Genomic DNA, 17,283 nt, shown 5'->3' on the forward strand with positions numbered 1-17,283 from the left:
CGCTGCTTGCCGATCATCGACAAGGTGTACGAATACACCGACGCGGCCCAGGCCCATGCGCGGATGGAAGGTGGGGATCATATTGGCAAGATTGTCTTGCGGGTCGCGTAACCAGCAGGCACTAGATAGCAAATGTGGGAGGGGGCTTGCCCCCGATTGCAGTGGGTCAGTCAATGATGCTGTGACTGTCCCGCCGCCATCGGGGGCTAGCCCCTCCCACATCGGTTGCATGACTACCCGAGGTACGTGGGGTAGTCGATATACCCTTCCTCACCCCCACCATACATCCCCTCTTCCCGCAGTGGATTCAGCGGCCACCCGTTGAATATCCGCTGCGGCAGATCCGGGTTGGCGATAAACGGCCGACCAAACGCGATCAAATCCGCCAGCCCTGCTTCCACCAGTTTCGCGCCGCGTTCAGCGGTGTAGCGCCCGGCATAGATAATGCGGCCGCTGAAGGTGCTGCGCACGGCTTCACGGAAGCTGTCGGGCAGGATGGGCGCGTTGTCCCAGTCGGCTTCGGCGATGGAGACATAAGCAATGCCCGACGCTTGCAGCACTTTGATCGCTTCGATGTAGGTGTGGTGCGGGTCTTCTTCCACCAGGCCGATGTACACACGGTCTTCGTCGGTGCCGCTGAACAACGGTGAAAAACGCACGCCAAGGCGTTCCGGGCCGACCACGGCGCTGACCGCTTCGACGATCTCACGCAGAAAGCGCAGACGGTTTTCCAGTGAGCCACCGTACTCATCGTCGCGGGTGTTGGAATGGGCCGAGATGAACTGGTTGACCAGGTAACCATTGGCCGAATGGATTTCCACCCCGTCGAACCCTGCGTCCAGGGCATTGCGCGCAGCCTGGGCGTAGTGCCCGACCAGTTGCTTGACCTCAGCAGTGCTCAACGCACGCGGCACGGGTGGTTGCACCAGTTCGCCGGTGCCAGGCCCGGTGGCGATAAAAGCTTTGGCTTGCAAGGCCGCCAGCGCAGATGGCGCCACGGGTGCTGCGCCGTCGGGCTGCAAGGCGTTATGGGACACGCGCCCCACATGCCACAGTTGCGCGAAGATCACCCCGCCGTCGGCATGCACCGCGTCGGTGACTTTGCGCCAGCCGTCGATCTGCGCCGGGCTGTAGATGCCCGGCGTCCAGGCATAGCCCTGGCCACGGGGTTCAATCTGCGTGCCTTCGCTGACCATGAATCCGGCGCTGGCACGCTGACGGTAATACTCAGCCATCAGATCGGTGGCGATATCGCCGGGCTGGGCGCTGCGTTGGCGGGTCAGCGGCGGCAACACGACACGGTTAGTCAGGGTGTGATTGCCCAGTTTTACCGGGGTACTTAAAACGTTGTCAGTCATGGATTTTTCCAAATTTTGGGCGCACGAAAGCATTGGCGACTCTAAAGAGTCGCCAACGAATCGAGCGGTTGATTAAGTTAAGCGGTGAGTTTCAGCAGGGCCTTGGCGACATCGCTGGAACTGCCGGGGTTCTGCCCGGTGACCAGCAAGCCATCAACGATAACGAAGGATGCCCAGTCGGCGCCCTTCTCATACTTGCCACCCAATTTCCTGAATTCATCTTCAATCAGGAAAGGCACCACCTTTGTCAGGCCTACGGCGTCTTCCTCAGAGTTGGAGAAACCGGTCACGCGACGGCCTTTGATCAACGGCTCACCGTTGACCGCCTTGACGTGACGCAGCGCGCCCGGTGCGTGGCAGACAAAACCAATCGGCTTGCCGGCACGCTCAAAGGATTCGATCAGCGCGATGGACACCGGCGATTCCGCCAAGTCCCACAGCGGGCCGTGGCCGCCTGGGTAAAACACCGTGTCGAAGGCGTCCACGTTGACCGTGTCCAGCTTGACGGTGTTGGCCAGCGCCTGCTGCGCCGCCGAGTCGGCCGCGAAGCGATGGGTCTGCTCGGTTTGCGCATCCGGCTCGTCGCTGACCGGGTCCAACGGCGGCTGGCCACCGGCTGGGGATGCCAGTACCACGTCTGCGCCGGCGTCCTTGAACGCGTAATACGGAGCGGCAAACTCTTCGAGCCAGAAGCCGGTCTTGCGGCCGGTGTCGCCAAGCTGGTCGTGAGAGGTCAGTACCATTAATACTTTCATTTTCCAGTGCCTCGATCAGTGAATGTCAGTGTGTTCAGGGTGACCCAACAACTGTCGGGTCAGCAGCAACGCCTCATCAAACGGCGCGGATGTAAGGGTGATCTTGCTCATGACACTGCTTCCCAGCCACAGCGCATACAGCTGCTGGGCCAAGTCCTGTGGGCGGTGTTGAAGCCGCAATGAGCCGTCTTCAACGCCGCGCTGCAGCGCCACGGCGAGTAATGCAATGGTGCGCGAAGTGCCGCGTTGCAGGGCCAAACGCATCGGCTCTGAAAGGTCAGACACCTCCGCACCCAGTTTGACGGCAAGGCATTTGCCCGCTTCGGTGCAGCCGGTCTGATTGTCGATCCAGGCGTCCCAATAGCGCATCAACTTGGCGTGCTGGGATAAACCCGGTTGGTCGAACAGCTGCTGCATGCCGTGCACGTAGTGGTCGAAGTAGGTGTCGAGCAACACAACACCGAAGCCATCTTTAGAGGTGAAGTAGTGATAGAACGACCCCTTGGGCACCTCGGCCGCTTGAAGGATTTCGTTCAGGCCCACCGCAGAAAATCCCTTGCGGCCGACAAGCACTTGCGCCGCATCCAGAATGGTCTGTCGTGTATTTTTGGTTTCGCTGCTCATGCTTGACTCCAACCGATTAGACCAGTCGTCTAGTTCGTTGAGGCAATGTTAGGGGCCGAGTCGAACCCTCACAATGTCAGATACGCAAGGATTCCGGACATCGCCCGAGGCGGGTTGCCGTTTACCCGGCACGCGCCGACAATCCACCCTCCCGCGCCCCTTGGAGAATGACGATGCACAGCGTTGCGCTGATGGTTTACCCGAACTTTCAATCCCTGAGCCTCAGCCTGGGCTCGGTGTTCGAGTGCGCGAACCTGTTGCGGGGCGAGCCCGCCTATGAATTTCACCTGGTGTCAGAGCGTGGCGGCGCGGTGATGACCTCCCAGGGTTTTTCGGTGAACACCTCGCCGATTCGGCCCGAGGGCTATGACACCCTTATCGTGAGCGGCTACCTGGAATTCCGCCTTCCGGAGGCCAACCTGCTGGAGTTGGTCAAGGCCGCTTCGGCGCAATCACGCCGAGTGGCCTCGTTGTGCATGGGCATCTTTGTGCTGGCCGAAGCCGGATTGCTGGAGGGCAAGCGCACCACCACTCATTGGATTCACGCCCCGGCGTTTCGCAAGCGCTACCCGGATATCCATCTGGAGGAAGACAAACTGTTTGTGGTGGACGGCCAAGTGTGGACCGGCGCCGGCATGAGCGCCGGTGTGGACATGGCGTTGGCCATGGTGGAGAACGACCTGGGCAGCGACCTCGCCCGGCGCATTGCACGCAAACTGGTGATCGCCCAGCGCCGCGGCAGTGAGCAGTCGCAATTGTCGGCGTTGCTGGAACTGGACCCCAAGTCCGACCGCGTGCAACTGGCCCTGGCCTACGCCCGCGAGAATCTCACCCATGACCTGTCCGTGGAAGCGCTGGCGGATGTTGCCCGTTTGAGCCCACGCCAGTTCAGCCGGGTGTTCCGCGAAGAAACCGGACAAACCCCGGCCAAGGCCATCGAAGCCCTGCGCGTGGAAGCGGCGCGGGCGATGATGGAAACCAGTCGTCACCCGGTTGAAGTGGTGGCCCGCGAAACCGGCTTCGGTGATCGCGAGCGCATGCGTCAGGCGTTTCTACGGGCGTTCGGGCAACCGCCCCAAGCGATGCAGCAGGCGTTTAATGCAGCGCCGCACGCGTAATCAAATAGCTCACCAACTGCGGCTCATCGTCCAGCTCGATGGTCTGCACCGGGCGCGGCAGGTTGTCCAACACCGCGCGCCAGAACGCCTGGGACACTTCGTCCTGGTCATAAAACCGCACCAACCAATCCGACACGCCGCTGCACAGCACCTGAGTGGCGATGGCGCGGCCGATGCCTTTGCGGCGATAGCGCTTGAGAATAAACAGGTCGGCCAGTTCCAGGGCGTCGATGCCAGGCAACTCACTGCCTTCGATCAGCAGAAAGCCGGCGATATAGCCGTCGACCAGCAACAGGTTGGCGCTCCACTGCGGGTCTTGCCAGTAGCGCGTCAGGTGTTCGTCATGGATATAGAAACGGCCGTCCGCCTCGACATCTTCCTGCTCCCAGTCCGACGACTCATAGGCGTAGTACTGGTAAAGATTGCGGATCAACTCGGATGCTTCAGGGCCGGTCTGGATCAGTTCCACTGTAGTTTCAGGCATTAGGCTCTCGATCAAAAAACGCAGGGCGCCATTGTTCACAAAACCTCGGCGCAGTCCAATAGCGCCGCGAACCTTTCTACTTGCTGAACCGATTGCAAATAGCCGTTGGCCCTGCCGAAGCGCTGAAACATTTCGAATAGACTTCGCCGAAATCTCCCTTTTCTGAAGGACACGTATTTTGACGAACGTCTGTTCCGCCGGCCTGGATGTGGGCTTTGCGTCCCTGGATTACCTGCAGATTTTTATCCTCGGTGTGATCCAGGGTTTTACCGAACTGCTGCCGGTCTCCTCCACCGCCCATATGCGCGTAGTGCCCGCCCTGCTCGGCTGGCAGGATCCCGGCTCGGCCTTTTCGGCGGCCATGCAATTGGCCGCACTGGCGGCGGTGGTCAGTTATTTCTGGCGCGATGTGCGCCAGGTGACCACGGGCAGCATCGGGGCGGTGCGCCGGGGCGACTACAACGACCGTTGGTTCAAGCTTGCGGTGGCGATCGTGCTGGCGACGATCCCTATTGGCATCGCCGGCCTGGCGTTGTCGTCGACGTTGAACGCCTGCAACTCGCCATTGCGCGGTTTGATGGTGATCGGCATTTCCTGCCTGGTGATGGCGGTGTTACTGGCGGCGGCCGAGCTGCGTGCCCGGCATACCCGCGACATGAGCGAGATGCGCCTGCGCGATGCGCTGATCGTCGGTGTGGCGCAGATTGGCGCGTTGATTCCTGGGGTGTCGCGTTCCGGCTCGACCCTCACCGCGGCGCTGTTCCTCAACTTCAAACGTGAAGAAGCCGCGCGGTTTTCCTTCCTGCTGGGCCTGCCGGCCATTGCCCTGGCCGGTTTGAAAGAACTGTGGGTGCTGCTGCGCGCCGACCTGCCGGCCCACGCCTGGCCACACCTGTTGTTTGGCCTGGTGGTGGCGAGCGTCTCGGCGTTTTTTGCAATCTGGGGCCTGATGAAGTTTTTGGAGCGGTTCTCCACCTGGCCGTTCGTAATCTACCGGGCGCTGCTGGGGGTGTTCCTGATTGTGGCGGTGAGTACCGGGTTATTGGCCGGGTAAGGCGGTGTGCGCTTAAGGAATGAGCGGGCTTCGGTGGGGAGATTGCTTCTGTGGTGGGTTTGCTTCTGAGATGGGGTGCCTCTGTGGTGAGCTTGCTTCTGAGATGAGTTGCTGTTGCTTCTGTGGTGAGCGGGCTTGCCCCGCGCTGGGCTGCGAAGCGGCCCCATTGAGAACACCGCATTTCTTCAGATAAATCCCGGGGGCAGGGTTTGGGGCCGCTTCGCAGCCCAGCGCGGGGCAAGCCCGCTCACCACAAAGAATGTGCCCGCTCTCGTAATGCCGCCTTCAGCCCCGGCTTTGGCAATCGCTCCAAACCTGGCGAATCAACCCCTGCAGCTTCAACGCCTCGGCCCAACGATCACTGATTTCACGCCCGTCCGCACCGGTAATCGCATACGGCGGCGGGCCCAGTTCGCAGGTGAACGACAGACTCTGCCCTGTGTCCGGGCGAGCCAACCAGTCTTCAATACCGTAGCGCCACCAGCCGGTAAACCGTTCGACCCAGGCGTGATGCTGGGGGAACTCCATTGAGACCTGAACCTGCTCGCTGCTGGCCACGCGCCCATGAAAGCCCCAACTGTGACGCAGGATCGTGCGGATCTGTTCATCGTCCTCCACCGCGCCCGGTTCGGGCAATTCGCGTCCGACCACGTAGTGGGACAGGTCGGCCAGCAACTTCAAGTCGGGCATTTGCGCCAGCAGGTCGAGGGTGAACAGCAGGTCGTTGGTCAGGCGATAACGGTGGGTTTCCAGCAGTACCGGGAAATCCACCTGCTCGGCCAGGCGCTGCCAACCTTCGACCAGCCGCGCCGCGTCGGCCTGGGTGCGCGGGCGTACGTCGGCTTGCAGGGTGAGGTGGTGGCAGCCGTAGCGGCTGATCACATCCAGTGCAGCGGCCAGGTCGTCCACCGACTGAGGAAAAAGCTGGCCTTCGATCTGTAAGCCCCGCGCCGTGGCCGCGGTGTGCAGGCGTGTCACCGCGGCGGGCTTCCAGTAGTGATCGGTGATGCCGTCGAAGCCGGCAGCGGCGATTCGATCCAACTGCGCTTCAAGCGGGCCGGGCTCGGTTTGCATGGCCCACAGGGATTGGAACACTAGGAATCGGCGCATATCAGCTCCGCAGCAATTGTTTAAGGGACAGTTCAGGGTCCGCCAGGCTGGACGGGTTGAGCACCGTGCGCGCGGTGATCAGGCGCTCACACAGCTTGATGTCCTTGGCGACGCTGTTGCCGGGCGCCCAGCCGCACGCACCTTGCAACCGCGCGTCAGCATCGAGGTAGAACAGCAACAGGCCGCCGGCTGGCAAGACGCGACTGATCATATGCAGGGTGATCACGCCCACGGTCTGCAAGCCCCAGTCGTACTGGTCGGACCAGAAGCCGGGGATCGCCTCAAAGGGGACCTCGCGCCCCAGCATATTGAGTGCGGCATGCCGCCCCTGAGCCTCGGCGTTGCGCCAGGTTTCCTGGCGTTGGTACTCGCCGCCGAGGCGAAACTCGCAAACGTCACCTGCCGCGTAGATGCCCGGCGCACTGGTGCGTAAATGCGCGTCAACGCGAATGCCCTGCCCCACCTCCAGCCCCGCCGCCACGGCCAGCTCGATGTTCGGTTGCATGCCGATGCCGACCACCACCAGGTCACACGGCAGCACCTGCCCGTCGATCAGTTGCACGGCATCGCCATGGATGGATTCCAGCGACACGTTCAAGCGCACGTCCACGCCTTGCAGGCGGTGCAGATCCAGCAGCGCCTGGCTGATCACCGGCGGCAACACGCGGCCGGCCAGGCGCGGCCCAGCTTCGAGCACCGTGACTTCGCAGTCCATGCCTCGGGCAGTCGCGGCCACTTCCAGGCCGATAAAGCCGCCGCCGACAATCACCAGTTTCACGCCGGGCTGCAACGCGGATTTCAGTGCCAGCGCTTCATCGTGGGTGCGCAGGTACAGCACGTTGGCCTGTTCCTGGGGCAGACGCCGCGCCCTGCCCCCGGTAGCCAGCAACAGGCCGGCGTAGGACAGCCACTGGCCGTCGGCCAATTGCAGACGCTGTTGAAGCGGGTCCAATTGGCTGACCGGGTTACCCGCGATATGTTCGATGCCCAACTCGGCCAGCCGGGCGCTGTCGCACAGGCTGCATCCCGCCAGGTCCATGCTGCCCTGCAACAACCCCTTGGACAGGGGCGGCCGCTCGTAGGGCAAGTGCGGCTCGTCGCCGATCAGGATCAGGCGTGCGGTATAACCCTCTTCGCGCAGGGTCAGCGCCGCACGGCCACCGGCATGGCCGGCGCCGACGATGATCAAGGGTGCGTTCATGATCACGCCGTGACAGCGAGCAGTACCCGCCCCGCTTCGACCCGCACCGGGTAGGTCTTGAGATTGACGCACACCGGCGCGCCCATGGCCTTGCCGGTGCGGTAATCGAAGCGTCCGTTGTGCTTGGGGCATTCGATGATGTGGTCCATCACCAGGCCATCGGCGAGGTGGATTTTCTCGTGGGTGCACAGGCCTGCTGTGGCGAAAAACTCATTGTCCGCCGAGCGGTAAACCGCGTAGGTGTGCGGCCCGTGATCGAAGCGCAGCACATCTTCTTCGTCTATTTCGCCCACGGCGCAGACGTCGATCCATTGATCGTTCATGGCGTTTTCTCTTGTTATAGATGAGGTTCAGCTGGCGGCGGCTTCGGCATGCATTGGGGCGCGGGCAGTCGATTCCGCACTCGGGCCAATCGGCCTCTGGATGAAATACGTCGGGTCGCTGCGCTGCTTCAGGATCGTCGGAATGATCTCCCTGTACGCCTCGAAAATAGTGGCGTATGGCGGTGGGCAGTCATTGCGGATTTCCTCGTGCAACTGCGCAAGGGCGTGGTACGGCACCATCGGGTACATGTGGTGTTCGAGGTGGTAGTTCATGTCCATGTAGAGAAAGCGCAGCACGCGGTTCATGTAGATGGTGCGGCAGTTGCTGCGGTGGTCGAGCACGTCTTCGGCCAGGCCCACATGCTGGGTGAGGCCAAACAGGTAGCCGAGCCAGGCGCCGTAGATACTCGGCAGCCCAACCAGCATCAGCGGCAACCAGCTGTGCAGGTACAACGCGGTGCCGATGACCACCGCATAAATGCCGACCCAGATCCGCGCGGCGCGGAACACCTTGGGCCATTCGGACTCGGGGATAAAGTCCGCTTCCTGGGCACTCATCTGGCCGGCCGCATGGCGCGCCACCCCGCTGAAGGTCTTCCAGGCCAGCGGCAAATTGAACAGGCTCAGAAACATCATCAAGAAGCTCGGCGGGCGCGGTTCGACAATCTCCGGATCGCGGCCAACCACAATGGTGTCGGTGTGGTGCCGGGCATGACTCCAGCGCCAGACGTGGGGCTCGAAGATGCACATGAAACTCGCGACCTGGTACAGCACGTCGTTCATCCAGCGGGTCTTGAACGCGGTGCCGTGGCCGGTTTCATGCCAGCGCGGGTTGGACGCGGTGCCGTAGAGCACCCCATAGGCGAGGAAAAACGGCACGCAGGCCCAAGTGCCCCAGAACCAGTAGCCGCCGAAGCCGGTGGCGAACAGCGCGCTCACCCAGAGGGCGGTGTCGCGCAAGGCCGGGCCGTCGCGGCGCTGCATCAGTTCTTTCATGCGTTTACGGGAAATCGGCGATTGGTACCAACTGGTCGAGACCAGGCCTTTTTCAGCGGCGCGGGCGGCTTCGGGGCCGGTGAGGCTGTAGTCGCGCCGAGCGCTATGAACGGTGTGTTCGGGCATTGTTATTGTTCTCCGCAAGCGGTGGTTTCAGGTGCTTTGCGAAACCAACGATAGAGCGCAGCTAAATCACCCTCAAGGCCTTGAATCCATTCCCTATCAAGCTATCATCCAGGCCCAGCGGGGCTTGATAGTTTTCTATCAAGACGCTCAAGGGGGCTGTCATGAACAACAATAAACGCCCAACCATCGCCACCGTCGCCTCCCAGGCGGGCCTGAGTGTGGCCACGGTCGACCGGGTATTGAACGCACGCGCGCCGGTTAATCCGCAGACCGCCGAACAGGTGTTCCAGGCCGCCGAAGCCGTGGGCTACTTTGCTGCGCGGCTGATCGGCCAACGCATCCGCGAACGCCGGCCCACTTATCGCTTCGGCATCCTGTTGCTGGGCACCGCCCAGGCGTTCTATGCCAACTTGGCGCAGGCGATTGCCGCTGCCGCCGAGCATCACGGCACCGCCAACCTGACCTGCCAATTCGACTACATCAACGACCGCACACCCAGCGCCATCGTCACGCAGATCGAACAACTCGCCGTGCAGTGTGATGCCCTGGCGGTGGTCAGCTTTGCCCACCCGCTGATCAATGCTTGCCTGGCGCAGATCCGCGAAGCTGGCGTGCCGGTGGTCGCCCTGCTCTCGGATATCCACGAGCACGCCTTGGAACCTTATGTCGGCCAGGACAACCACGTGGTCGGACGCACCATGGGCTGGTTGCTCGCCCGCACCTGTGGCGCACGCAAAGGCAGCGTCGGGATTTTATTGGGCGGCCACCGGTTTCTGGGGCATCAGGCACGGGTCGAGGGCCTGCACAGCTACCTGGCCGAACACGCACCTGGGCTCAAGCCACTTGAACCACTGATCAACCTGGACAACTGCGATATCACCGAAGAAGCCACCCTCGATCTGCTCACCCGCCACAGCGACCTGCGCGGCCTGTGCGTGGTGGGCGGCGGCGGCGACGGCATCATCAGCGCCCTGGCGCAGTTGCCCAAGCGCCCGGCGTTGTGCTGCATTTTGCAGGAGTCCACGGAGCTGTCTCGCCAGGCGCTGCGCCAGGGGTTGGTTGATGTGGTGATGGACTCGCAGCCACGGCAGACGGCGGTGGCACTGGTGGAGTTGTTGGTGCAATTGCAGAGTGCCGAGGGGTTTGATCCGGTGCGGCATCGGGTGCATATAGCGCCGCAGATTGTGACCTCCGAGAACATGGGGGCCTGATACATGAAGATCAGCAGGTGGGAGGGACTTGCTTGCAATAGCAGTGGATCAGTCGACATCTATTGATCTGCACCACCGCTATCGGGGGCAAGCCCCCTCCCACACTTGGATCTCAATCAGTCCAGGTCGCTCGCGTCATGCCGCTCGGCCAACTGTTCCTGGGGTTCGCCAGACACCCGATTCACCCGCCGGCCACGCTGCACCGCCGGCCGTGCATCAATCGCATCGGCCCAGCGCTGCACATGCTTGTACTCATGCACCGACAAAAATTCCGCAGCTCCATACAAGCGGCCTTTGACCAACCCGCCGTACCACGGCCAGATCGCAATGTCGGCAATGGTGTATTCATCACCGGCAATGTACTCACTCACCGCCAGGCGCTTATCCAGCACGTCCAGCTGACGCTTGGCCTCCATGGCGAAGCGGTTGATCGGGTATTCCATCTTGCTCGGCGCGTACGCGTAGAAATGCCCGAAGCCACCGCCCAGGTAGGGCGCGCTGCCCATCTGCCAGAACAACCACGACAGGCACTCCGCGCGGGCCGCAGGCTCGGTGGGGAAGAACGCGCCGAACTTCTCGGCCAGGTAGTGCAGGATCGCGCCGGACTCGAACACACGAATCGGCGTGGGGCCGCTGTGGTCCATCAAGGCGGGGATCTTGGAGTTCGGGTTCACGCCGACAAAGCCGCTGCCAAACTGATCGCCGTCGCCGATCTTGATCAGCCAGGCGTCGTATTCCGCACCGCTGTGCCCCAGGGCCAGCAACTCTTCGAGCAGGATAGTGACCTTCTGCCCGTTGGGCGTGGCCAGGGAGTACAGCTGCAACGGGTGCTTGCCGATGGGCAGTTCTTTGTCGTGGGTCGCACCGGCGATGGGCCGGTTGATGCTGGCGAAGGTGCCGCCGCTTTCGGTTTCCCAGGTCCAGACTTTCGGGGGTACATATTCGGTCATGCTTACGGCTCCAGAAGCGTTTGCGATCAGCGAAGCGCTTGAGACTAAACCAAAGACGGGTGGTGCGTCACACTCCCCGCGGCAGCGTGCCGGGGCACCTGCACTCGCAGCGCGATCAACAAGGCCGCCAGCAGCATCAAGCAGCCCGCGCCCAGAAACACTCCGTCGATGCCGGTGGCACTGAACATCGCGCCCCCGCCCGCCGCACCCGCCGCGATGGCCGATTGCACCGAAGCGACCACCATGCCACCGGCACTTTCGGCCTGATCCGGCACCGCACGCGCCACCCAGTTCGACCACGCCACCGGCACCCCGCCAAAGGCCATGCCCCACAGCGCTAGGAGCAATGCCTGACCCGGCAGTGACGCGGGCAGCAACACCAGGGCCAACGCAGCGACGCCCACCAGGACCGGCATCAACACCAGGGTTCCCCGCGGGTTGCGCACCAGCAACCACCCGGCCAGCAGCGTACCGACAAAATTCGCCGCGCCAAACCCCAGCAGCATCAACGCCAGCCCTTGGGTGCCGACCCCGGTGGCGCTTTCCAGAAACGGGCGAATGTAGGTAAACAGCGCGAAGTGCCCGGTGTGCACCAGCACGCAGCCGAACATGCCGATGGCAATGCCGGGGCGCAGTAGTACATCAAGCACGGTGCGCAGGCGCGCGGTGCCGCTGGGTGCCAGGCGCGGCAGCGTGAACAGCTGGAAGGCCAGGGTCACCACGCCGACGGCGGCCGCAGCCACAAATGCACTGCGCCAGCCATACAGGTCCCCCAGGTAGCTGCCCAATGGCACCGCGACCACGGTACCCACCGCAATGCCGCTGAAGATGATCGACAAGGCACGTGGCAGCAACGCCGCCGGTACCAGGCGCATCGCAACGGCCGCCGCCATGCTCCAGAAACCGCCGAGGGCAATGCCCAGCAGGATGCGCATCAACAACAGCACCAGGAGGCTGGACGAGAACGCCACCAGCAGGTTGGACGCAATCATCAGCGTGGAGAACCCCAACAGCACCAGGCGCCGGTCAATGCCGCGCGTCAAGCCAGGCACCAGCAAACCGGCGAACAACGCCACCACTGCCGTGACCGTGACCGCTTGCCCGGCCAACGCTTCCGACACGCCCAAGTCCAAGGCCATCGGCGTCAGCAGGCTGGCCGGCAGGTACTCCGCCGTGAGCAGGCCGAACACGCCCATCGCCAGGGAAAACACCGCCATCCAGGCCGGCGTGGTCGGTTCTGCACTGCCATCGACAGGGGCATGGGACACACAATCATTCATCACAGGACATCCTCAGGCATTTACGTGATGGCCAGTCTAGGTATGCCCATCAGGATGATCTATGATTCAAACCCTTGAGTTCTTGACCGAAACCCCGAATATGCCAGTCGACAACGCATTCAACCTGTCCTCCGAGCTGATCAATGAGCTGCTGCGCAGCATGCGCCTGCGCGGCGTGCAGTACCGGCGCATCCAGGCCGGGCCGGTGTTCGGCATCAGCTTTGCGGCCAAGCCCGGCCATGCGTATTTCCATTTTCTGGCCGCCGGCTGCGCGACCCTGCGCCTGCACGACGGCAGCCTCTTTGAGTTGTCGGCTGGCAATGCGGTGTTTATCGCCCACGGTGGCGCCCATGCGCTGTTATCCAAACCGGATGACCCCGTGCAGGACATCGCCAGCTTCGACGCTGCACCGCTGGGCGATACCGTGTGCGCGGTGAATGCCTCGCCCTTTGCTCGCTCCAGCACCCTGCTGTTCAGCGCCTGCATGGAGTTCGAGCTCGACAGCATCCAGGGCCTCGGCAACCTGATGCCGGCCTTGATGCTGATCGACGCCGGCGGCCAGCGTTACCCCGGCTTGATGCCGATCCTGGCGGTGATGGAACGCGAAGTCTCCAGCGCCCGCGTCGGTTATGCCGGCATCCTTGCGCGCCTGGCCGATGTGGTGGCGGCGATGATCGTGCGGGGCTGGGTCGAGTGCGCCTGCGCCAATGCTTCGGGTCTCGCGGCCGCGTTGCGCGACACCCGCCTGGCCGGCGCCCTGCTCGCCCTGCACCAGCAGCCAGGACGCGACTGGAGCGTGGCCGAACTGGCGGCGCACTGTCATACCTCACGCTCGGTGTTCGCGGATCGTTTCCAGGCGACCCTGGGGGTACCACCGCTGCGTTACGTGACCGAGCTGCGCATGCGCCTCGCCAGCCAGTGGCTGACCCTGGAGCGGCTGCCCATCGAAGAAGTGGCGTACCGCCTCGGCTATACCTCCCAGGCGGCCTTCAGTCGCGCCTACAAACGCATCACCGGGCAACCGCCGGGCGCCAGCCGCCAAGGCTTCAGGAGCCCGGCATGAACGCCGGGCTGGAAGACATCCTCGCCGACCACCTGAACGTGGTGTTCTGCGGCATCAACCCCGGCAAGGGTTCCGCCGCCCTCGGCCTGCACTTCGCCAACCGCAGCAACCGCTTCTGGCGCACCTTACATCTGGCCGGGTTCACCCCCCACGAAATCCGCCCCGAACACGGCCGCACGCTGTTGCACTACCACTGCGGCCTGACCACGTTGGTGGAACGCCCCACGGCCAGCGCGGACGAATTGGCACGGCATGAGTTCACCCAGGCCGCGACGGGCTTCGAACAGAAGATCCGCCACTGCGCGCCGCGCTTCGTAGCGTTCCTAGGCAAGCCCGGCTACAGCGCATTGAGCGGCCAGCGCGAGATCGCCTGGGGCTTGCAGCCAACGGTGTTGGGCGGTGCGTCAGTGTGGGTGCTGCCCAACCCCAGCGGACGCAACCTGGCGTTCAGCCTGGAGCAGTTGGTGCAGGCGTATCAACAATTGCGCCGGGCGACCGAGTGCCCTTAATCTCTTGAGCTCATCACCCTGATAGCAATGGAGGCTTCATGAAACTGGTCGGCATGCTGGACTCGCCTTACGTACGCCGCGTGGCAATTTCCCTGGATCTGTACGGGGTGAGTTTTGTGCATGAACCCTTGTCCGTGTTCAGCACCTTCAACGAATTTGCGCAGATCAATCCGGTGGTCAAGGCCCCTACCCTGGTGCTGGACGATGGCACGGTATTGATGGATTCCAGCCTGATCCTGGATTACCTCGAAGCCTTGGCCCCGTCGGACAAAAAGCTGCTGCCCCAGCAACCTGCGGCACTTGCCAAAGACTTGCACGTTCTGGGATTGGCGCTGGCGGCCTGTGAGAAGAGCGTGCAGATCGTCTATGAGCACAACCTGCGCCCGGCCGAGAAGCTGCATGCGCCGTGGCTTGAGCGCGTGACCGGCCAATTGCTCGCGGCTTATGCGTTGCTGGACAAGCAACTGGGCGACAGCGAAGCACTGACCCAGGCGTCGATTACGGCGGCAGTGGCGTGGTCGTTCAGCCAGTTCACCGTGGCGTCGGTAGTCAAGGCTGATGCGTTCCCCAACCTGGCCCGGCATACCGAACGACTGGAGCAGCATGCGGCGTTCAAGCGTTACGCCATCGCCTAAGCACCGCAGTTCAAATGTGGGAGGGGGCTTGCCCCCGATAAGGGTGGGTCAGTCATAGAAGTACTGCCTGAACCACCGCTATCGGGGGCAAGCCCCCTCCCACATTGGTCTGTGTTGTCTGAGAGAGGGTGTTCGGCTCAGACCCAACCGCCATCCACAATAAAGTTCTGCGCCGAACACATCGCCGAGGCATCCGAGGCGAGAAACAACGCCATATTGGCGATGTGTTCCGGCAGGACGCTGCCGGGCAGGCACTGGCTGCGGGCGATCAGTTCCTTGGCCGCATCGTCCACCCACATCGCCAGTTGCTTCTCGGTCATGACCCACCCCGGCACCAACGTGTTGACGCGGATATGGTGAGGCCCCAACTCCCGCGCCAACCCCCGGGTCATGCCGTGGGCAGCGGCCTTGCTGGCGGCGTACACCGGGTAGCCGGCGGAAGCCATCATCCAGCCGACCGAGCCGAGGTTGATGATCGCGCCGCCGCCGGCAGCTTTCATCATCGGCACCACGGCCTTGGCCGCAAAGAAGGCGTGCTTGAGGTTGACCGAGATCAGCTTGTCGAAGGTGTCCGAGTCGACCTCTTCCAGGGTGTGACGCACGTCGTTGGCGGCGTTGTTCACCAATACGGTGATCGGCCCCAACGAATGCTCGAAACGCTCGATGGCGGCCTTGTAGGCGATTTCATCGGTGATGTCGCAGCACACGAATTCCACCGTATGCCCCTTCGAGCTCAACAACGCGGCCAGCCGATCGCCCTGGCTTTGCGCGCGGTCCACAAAACCGACCTTGGCGCCTTGCGCGGCAAAGGCCCGCACCATGAACTCACCGATGCCCGAAGCACCACCAGACACCAGCACGGTTTTGCCTTCAAGGTCCGGATAAACAGCCTGCGCAGTACTCATATAACGGTTGCCTCGATCAATTAGTCTTATTTTATTTTGCGAAATTGGCGTTAAAGGCTATAAATTCGCTGTCACACCAACAAAATATCGCTATTAGTAGAACTATTCCACTCAAAACAACAAAAGGAAGTTCGACCATGAAGCACCCTCGATACCTGCTGTCTGGCCTGGCGCTGTCCATGATGATCGCCAGCGGCGGCGCCCAGGCGGCCGGCCTGAGCAGCGAGCAAAAACCTTTCGGTAAAACCAACGACGGCACCGCCGTCGAACAATACATTTTGCGCAACAGCCACGGCATGCAAGCCACGGTGATTACCTACGGCGGCGTCTTGCAGTCGCTGAAAGTGCCGGACAAACACGGCAAGGTCGACGATGTAGTGCTGGGCTTTGACGACGTGCAAGGCTATCAGAGCGGTACGGCATTCTTTGGCGCGACCATCGGCCGCTTTGGCAACCGCCTCGCCGGTGGCGCCTTTGAACTCGACGGCAAGCGCTTCCAGGTGCCGCTCAACGATGGCCCCAACTCGCTGCATGGCGGCGCCCAGGGCTTCGACAAGCAGGTGTGGAAGGCCGAGACGGTCAAGGACAAAGACTCAGTCGGCGTGAAGCTGAGCTACCTGTCCAAGGACGGCGAGATGGGTTTCCCCGGTAATCTGAAAACCGAGGTCACATACCGCCTCAACGACAAGAACGAACTGCACATCGACTACACCGCCACCACCGATAAACCTACGGTGCTCAACCTCACCAATCACAGCTACTTCAACCTCGCCGGTGCAGGCAATGGCGACATTCTCAAGCAAGTCGCGACCTTGCACGCCAGTCATTACACGCCAGTGAATGCCACCCTGATTCCTACCGGCGAACTGGCGCCCGTCAAGGGTACGCCGATGGACTTCCTGAAACCGACGCCGATCGGCCAGCACATCAAGGAGGATCATCCGCAGCTCAAATTTGCCGAGCCAAAGCAAGGTGGGTTTGACTTCAACTGGGCGCTGGACACCAAGGGGGACGTGAAGCAACTCGCCGCCGAGGTGCATGACCCAGAGTCAGGCCGGCGTTTGCAGCTCTACACCAGCGAACCGGGCGTGCAGTTCTATACCAGCAACTTCCTTGATGGTTCGGTGAAGGGTAAAGGCGGCAAGACTTACCTGCACTGGAGTGGTTTCACCTTGGAGACCCAGCACTTTCCGGATGCGCCTAACCAGCCGAACTTCGCCTCGACTCGGTTGAACCCAGGACAGACCTACACCCAGAACACCGTGTTCAAATTCTCCGCCGATTAAAACTGTGGGAGGGGGCTTGCTCCCGATTGCAGTGTGTCAGCTACATATTCATTACCTGACTCACTGCTATCGGGAGCAAGCCCCCTCCCACATTTTGAGCTTCACATGGCGAGGGTTCAGCGTTGTTTCATGCGATCGATGACCACCGCCAGTAGTAGGATCAAACCGCAGATCACGTATTGATGAACCCAGGACAAACTTACGGCCAAAACACCGTATTCAAATTCTCCGCCGATTAAAACTGTGGGAGGGGGCTTGCTCCCGATGGCGGTGTGTCAGCTACATATTCATTACC

Annotated in this window: 18 protein-coding genes and 1 pseudogene; 8 read left to right on the forward strand and 11 right to left on the reverse strand. The window is 62.1% G+C overall.

Annotated features, from left to right (window positions below):
- The coding region (locus ACEN2T_RS29340; protein ID WP_442117956.1) for a zinc-binding dehydrogenase at positions 1-111 on the forward strand (111 nt) is incomplete at its 5' end.
- Positions 112-233: 122 nt separating this feature from the next.
- Here ACEN2T_RS29340 and ACEN2T_RS29345 read toward each other — a convergent pair.
- The 3 genes and pseudogenes from ACEN2T_RS29345 to ACEN2T_RS29355 form a co-directional block, all read right to left on the reverse strand.
- Positions 234-1,358 (reverse strand): alkene reductase, encoded by a 1,125-nt coding sequence (locus ACEN2T_RS29345; protein WP_095186011.1) that lies wholly within the window; start codon positions 1,356-1,358, stop codon positions 234-236.
- 77 nt (positions 1,359-1,435) lie between these two features.
- A complete protein-coding gene (locus ACEN2T_RS29350) occupies positions 1,436-2,113 on the reverse strand; it encodes a type 1 glutamine amidotransferase domain-containing protein (RefSeq protein ID WP_442117950.1) in 678 nt (225 codons plus the stop codon).
- Positions 2,110-2,737 (reverse strand): annotated as a pseudogene (locus tag ACEN2T_RS29355) (TetR/AcrR family transcriptional regulator). The gene ACEN2T_RS29350 and the pseudogene ACEN2T_RS29355 overlap by 4 nt, the downstream one beginning before the upstream one ends.
- 173 nt (positions 2,738-2,910) lie before the next feature.
- Here ACEN2T_RS29355 and ACEN2T_RS29360 point away from each other — a divergent pair.
- A complete protein-coding gene (locus tag ACEN2T_RS29360) occupies positions 2,911-3,855 on the forward strand; it encodes a GlxA family transcriptional regulator (RefSeq protein WP_032888410.1) in 945 nt (314 codons plus the stop codon).
- Here ACEN2T_RS29360 and ACEN2T_RS29365 read toward each other — a convergent pair.
- Positions 3,833-4,339: a GNAT family N-acetyltransferase gene (locus ACEN2T_RS29365; protein ID WP_032888441.1), complete on the reverse strand. Its 507-nt coding sequence runs from the start codon at positions 4,337-4,339 to the stop codon at positions 3,833-3,835. The two genes, ACEN2T_RS29360 and ACEN2T_RS29365, sit on opposite strands and share 23 nt — an antisense overlap.
- Before the next feature lie 178 nt (positions 4,340-4,517).
- On the opposite strand from ACEN2T_RS29365, the gene ACEN2T_RS29370 reads away from it, so the two are divergent.
- Complete coding sequence (locus ACEN2T_RS29370) at positions 4,518-5,393, forward strand: undecaprenyl-diphosphate phosphatase (protein ID WP_032888408.1); 876 nt, start codon at positions 4,518-4,520, stop codon at positions 5,391-5,393.
- A 285-nt stretch (positions 5,394-5,678) separates the two neighbouring features.
- On the opposite strand, the gene ACEN2T_RS29375 is transcribed toward ACEN2T_RS29370, so the two are convergent.
- Genes ACEN2T_RS29375 through ACEN2T_RS29390 form a run of 4 tightly spaced genes read right to left on the reverse strand, consistent with a single transcriptional unit; the run spans position 5,679 to position 9,149 of the window.
- Positions 5,679-6,503 carry a sugar phosphate isomerase/epimerase family protein gene (locus ACEN2T_RS29375; RefSeq protein WP_442117951.1) on the reverse strand — a complete coding sequence of 275 codons (825 nt, stop codon included), beginning with the start codon at positions 6,501-6,503 and terminating at the stop codon, positions 5,679-5,681.
- A gap of 1 nt (position 6,504) precedes the next feature.
- Positions 6,505-7,704 (reverse strand): NAD(P)/FAD-dependent oxidoreductase, encoded by a 1,200-nt coding sequence (locus ACEN2T_RS29380; protein ID WP_442117952.1) that lies wholly within the window; start codon positions 7,702-7,704, stop codon positions 6,505-6,507.
- 2 nt (positions 7,705-7,706) lie between these two features.
- Complete coding sequence (locus tag ACEN2T_RS29385) at positions 7,707-8,027, reverse strand: MocE family 2Fe-2S type ferredoxin (RefSeq protein WP_032888397.1); 321 nt, start codon at positions 8,025-8,027, stop codon at positions 7,707-7,709.
- A 27-nt stretch (positions 8,028-8,054) separates the two neighbouring features.
- Positions 8,055-9,149 (reverse strand): fatty acid desaturase family protein, encoded by a 1,095-nt coding sequence (locus ACEN2T_RS29390; protein WP_442117953.1) that lies wholly within the window; start codon positions 9,147-9,149, stop codon positions 8,055-8,057.
- Between the two features lie 161 nt (positions 9,150-9,310).
- On the opposite strand from ACEN2T_RS29390, the gene ACEN2T_RS29395 reads away from it, so the two are divergent.
- Positions 9,311-10,360 carry a LacI family DNA-binding transcriptional regulator gene (locus ACEN2T_RS29395; protein ID WP_442117954.1) on the forward strand — a complete coding sequence of 350 codons (1,050 nt, stop codon included), beginning with the start codon at positions 9,311-9,313 and terminating at the stop codon, positions 10,358-10,360.
- Positions 10,361-10,476: 116 nt separating this feature from the next.
- Here ACEN2T_RS29395 and yghU read toward each other — a convergent pair whose 3' ends face one another.
- Positions 10,477-11,310: a glutathione-dependent disulfide-bond oxidoreductase gene (gene yghU / locus ACEN2T_RS29400; RefSeq protein WP_032888385.1), complete on the reverse strand. Its 834-nt coding sequence runs from the start codon at positions 11,308-11,310 to the stop codon at positions 10,477-10,479.
- A 44-nt stretch (positions 11,311-11,354) separates the two neighbouring features.
- Entirely contained in the window at positions 11,355-12,590 is a 1,236-nt protein-coding gene (locus ACEN2T_RS29405) for an MFS transporter (protein ID WP_122681466.1), read from the reverse strand.
- A gap of 100 nt (positions 12,591-12,690) precedes the next feature.
- On the opposite strand from ACEN2T_RS29405, the gene ACEN2T_RS29410 reads away from it, so the two are divergent.
- Genes ACEN2T_RS29410 through ACEN2T_RS29420 form a run of 3 tightly spaced genes read left to right on the forward strand, consistent with a single transcriptional unit; the run spans position 12,691 to position 14,797 of the window.
- The gene (locus ACEN2T_RS29410) at positions 12,691-13,653 is read left to right on the forward strand and encodes a cupin domain-containing protein (protein WP_442117957.1); all 963 of its coding nucleotides are present in this window, start codon (positions 12,691-12,693) and stop codon (positions 13,651-13,653) included.
- On the forward strand, positions 13,650-14,162 hold the full coding sequence (gene mug / locus ACEN2T_RS29415) for a G/U mismatch-specific DNA glycosylase (RefSeq protein WP_095186023.1): 513 nt from the start codon (positions 13,650-13,652) through the stop codon (positions 14,160-14,162). The genes ACEN2T_RS29410 and mug overlap by 4 nt, the downstream gene beginning before the upstream one ends.
- A gap of 38 nt (positions 14,163-14,200) precedes the next feature.
- Complete coding sequence (locus tag ACEN2T_RS29420; RefSeq protein WP_442117955.1) at positions 14,201-14,797, forward strand: glutathione S-transferase; 597 nt, start codon at positions 14,201-14,203, stop codon at positions 14,795-14,797.
- Positions 14,798-14,934: 137 nt separating this feature from the next.
- On the opposite strand, the gene ACEN2T_RS29425 is transcribed toward ACEN2T_RS29420, so the two are convergent.
- On the reverse strand, positions 14,935-15,702 hold the full coding sequence (locus tag ACEN2T_RS29425; protein WP_032888373.1) for an SDR family NAD(P)-dependent oxidoreductase: 768 nt from the start codon (positions 15,700-15,702) through the stop codon (positions 14,935-14,937).
- Between the two features lie 137 nt (positions 15,703-15,839).
- Between ACEN2T_RS29425 and ACEN2T_RS29430 the strand changes: the two genes are divergently transcribed.
- Positions 15,840-16,988, forward strand: a complete 1,149-nt coding sequence (locus tag ACEN2T_RS29430) for an aldose epimerase family protein (protein ID WP_179179211.1) — start codon at positions 15,840-15,842, stop codon at positions 16,986-16,988.
- The last annotated feature ends 295 nt before the right edge of the window (positions 16,989-17,283 follow it).

This window comes from Pseudomonas sp. W22_MBD1_FP4 (genome assembly GCF_052113765.1).
Lineage (GTDB): Bacteria > Pseudomonadota > Gammaproteobacteria > Pseudomonadales > Pseudomonadaceae > Aquipseudomonas > Aquipseudomonas sivasensis.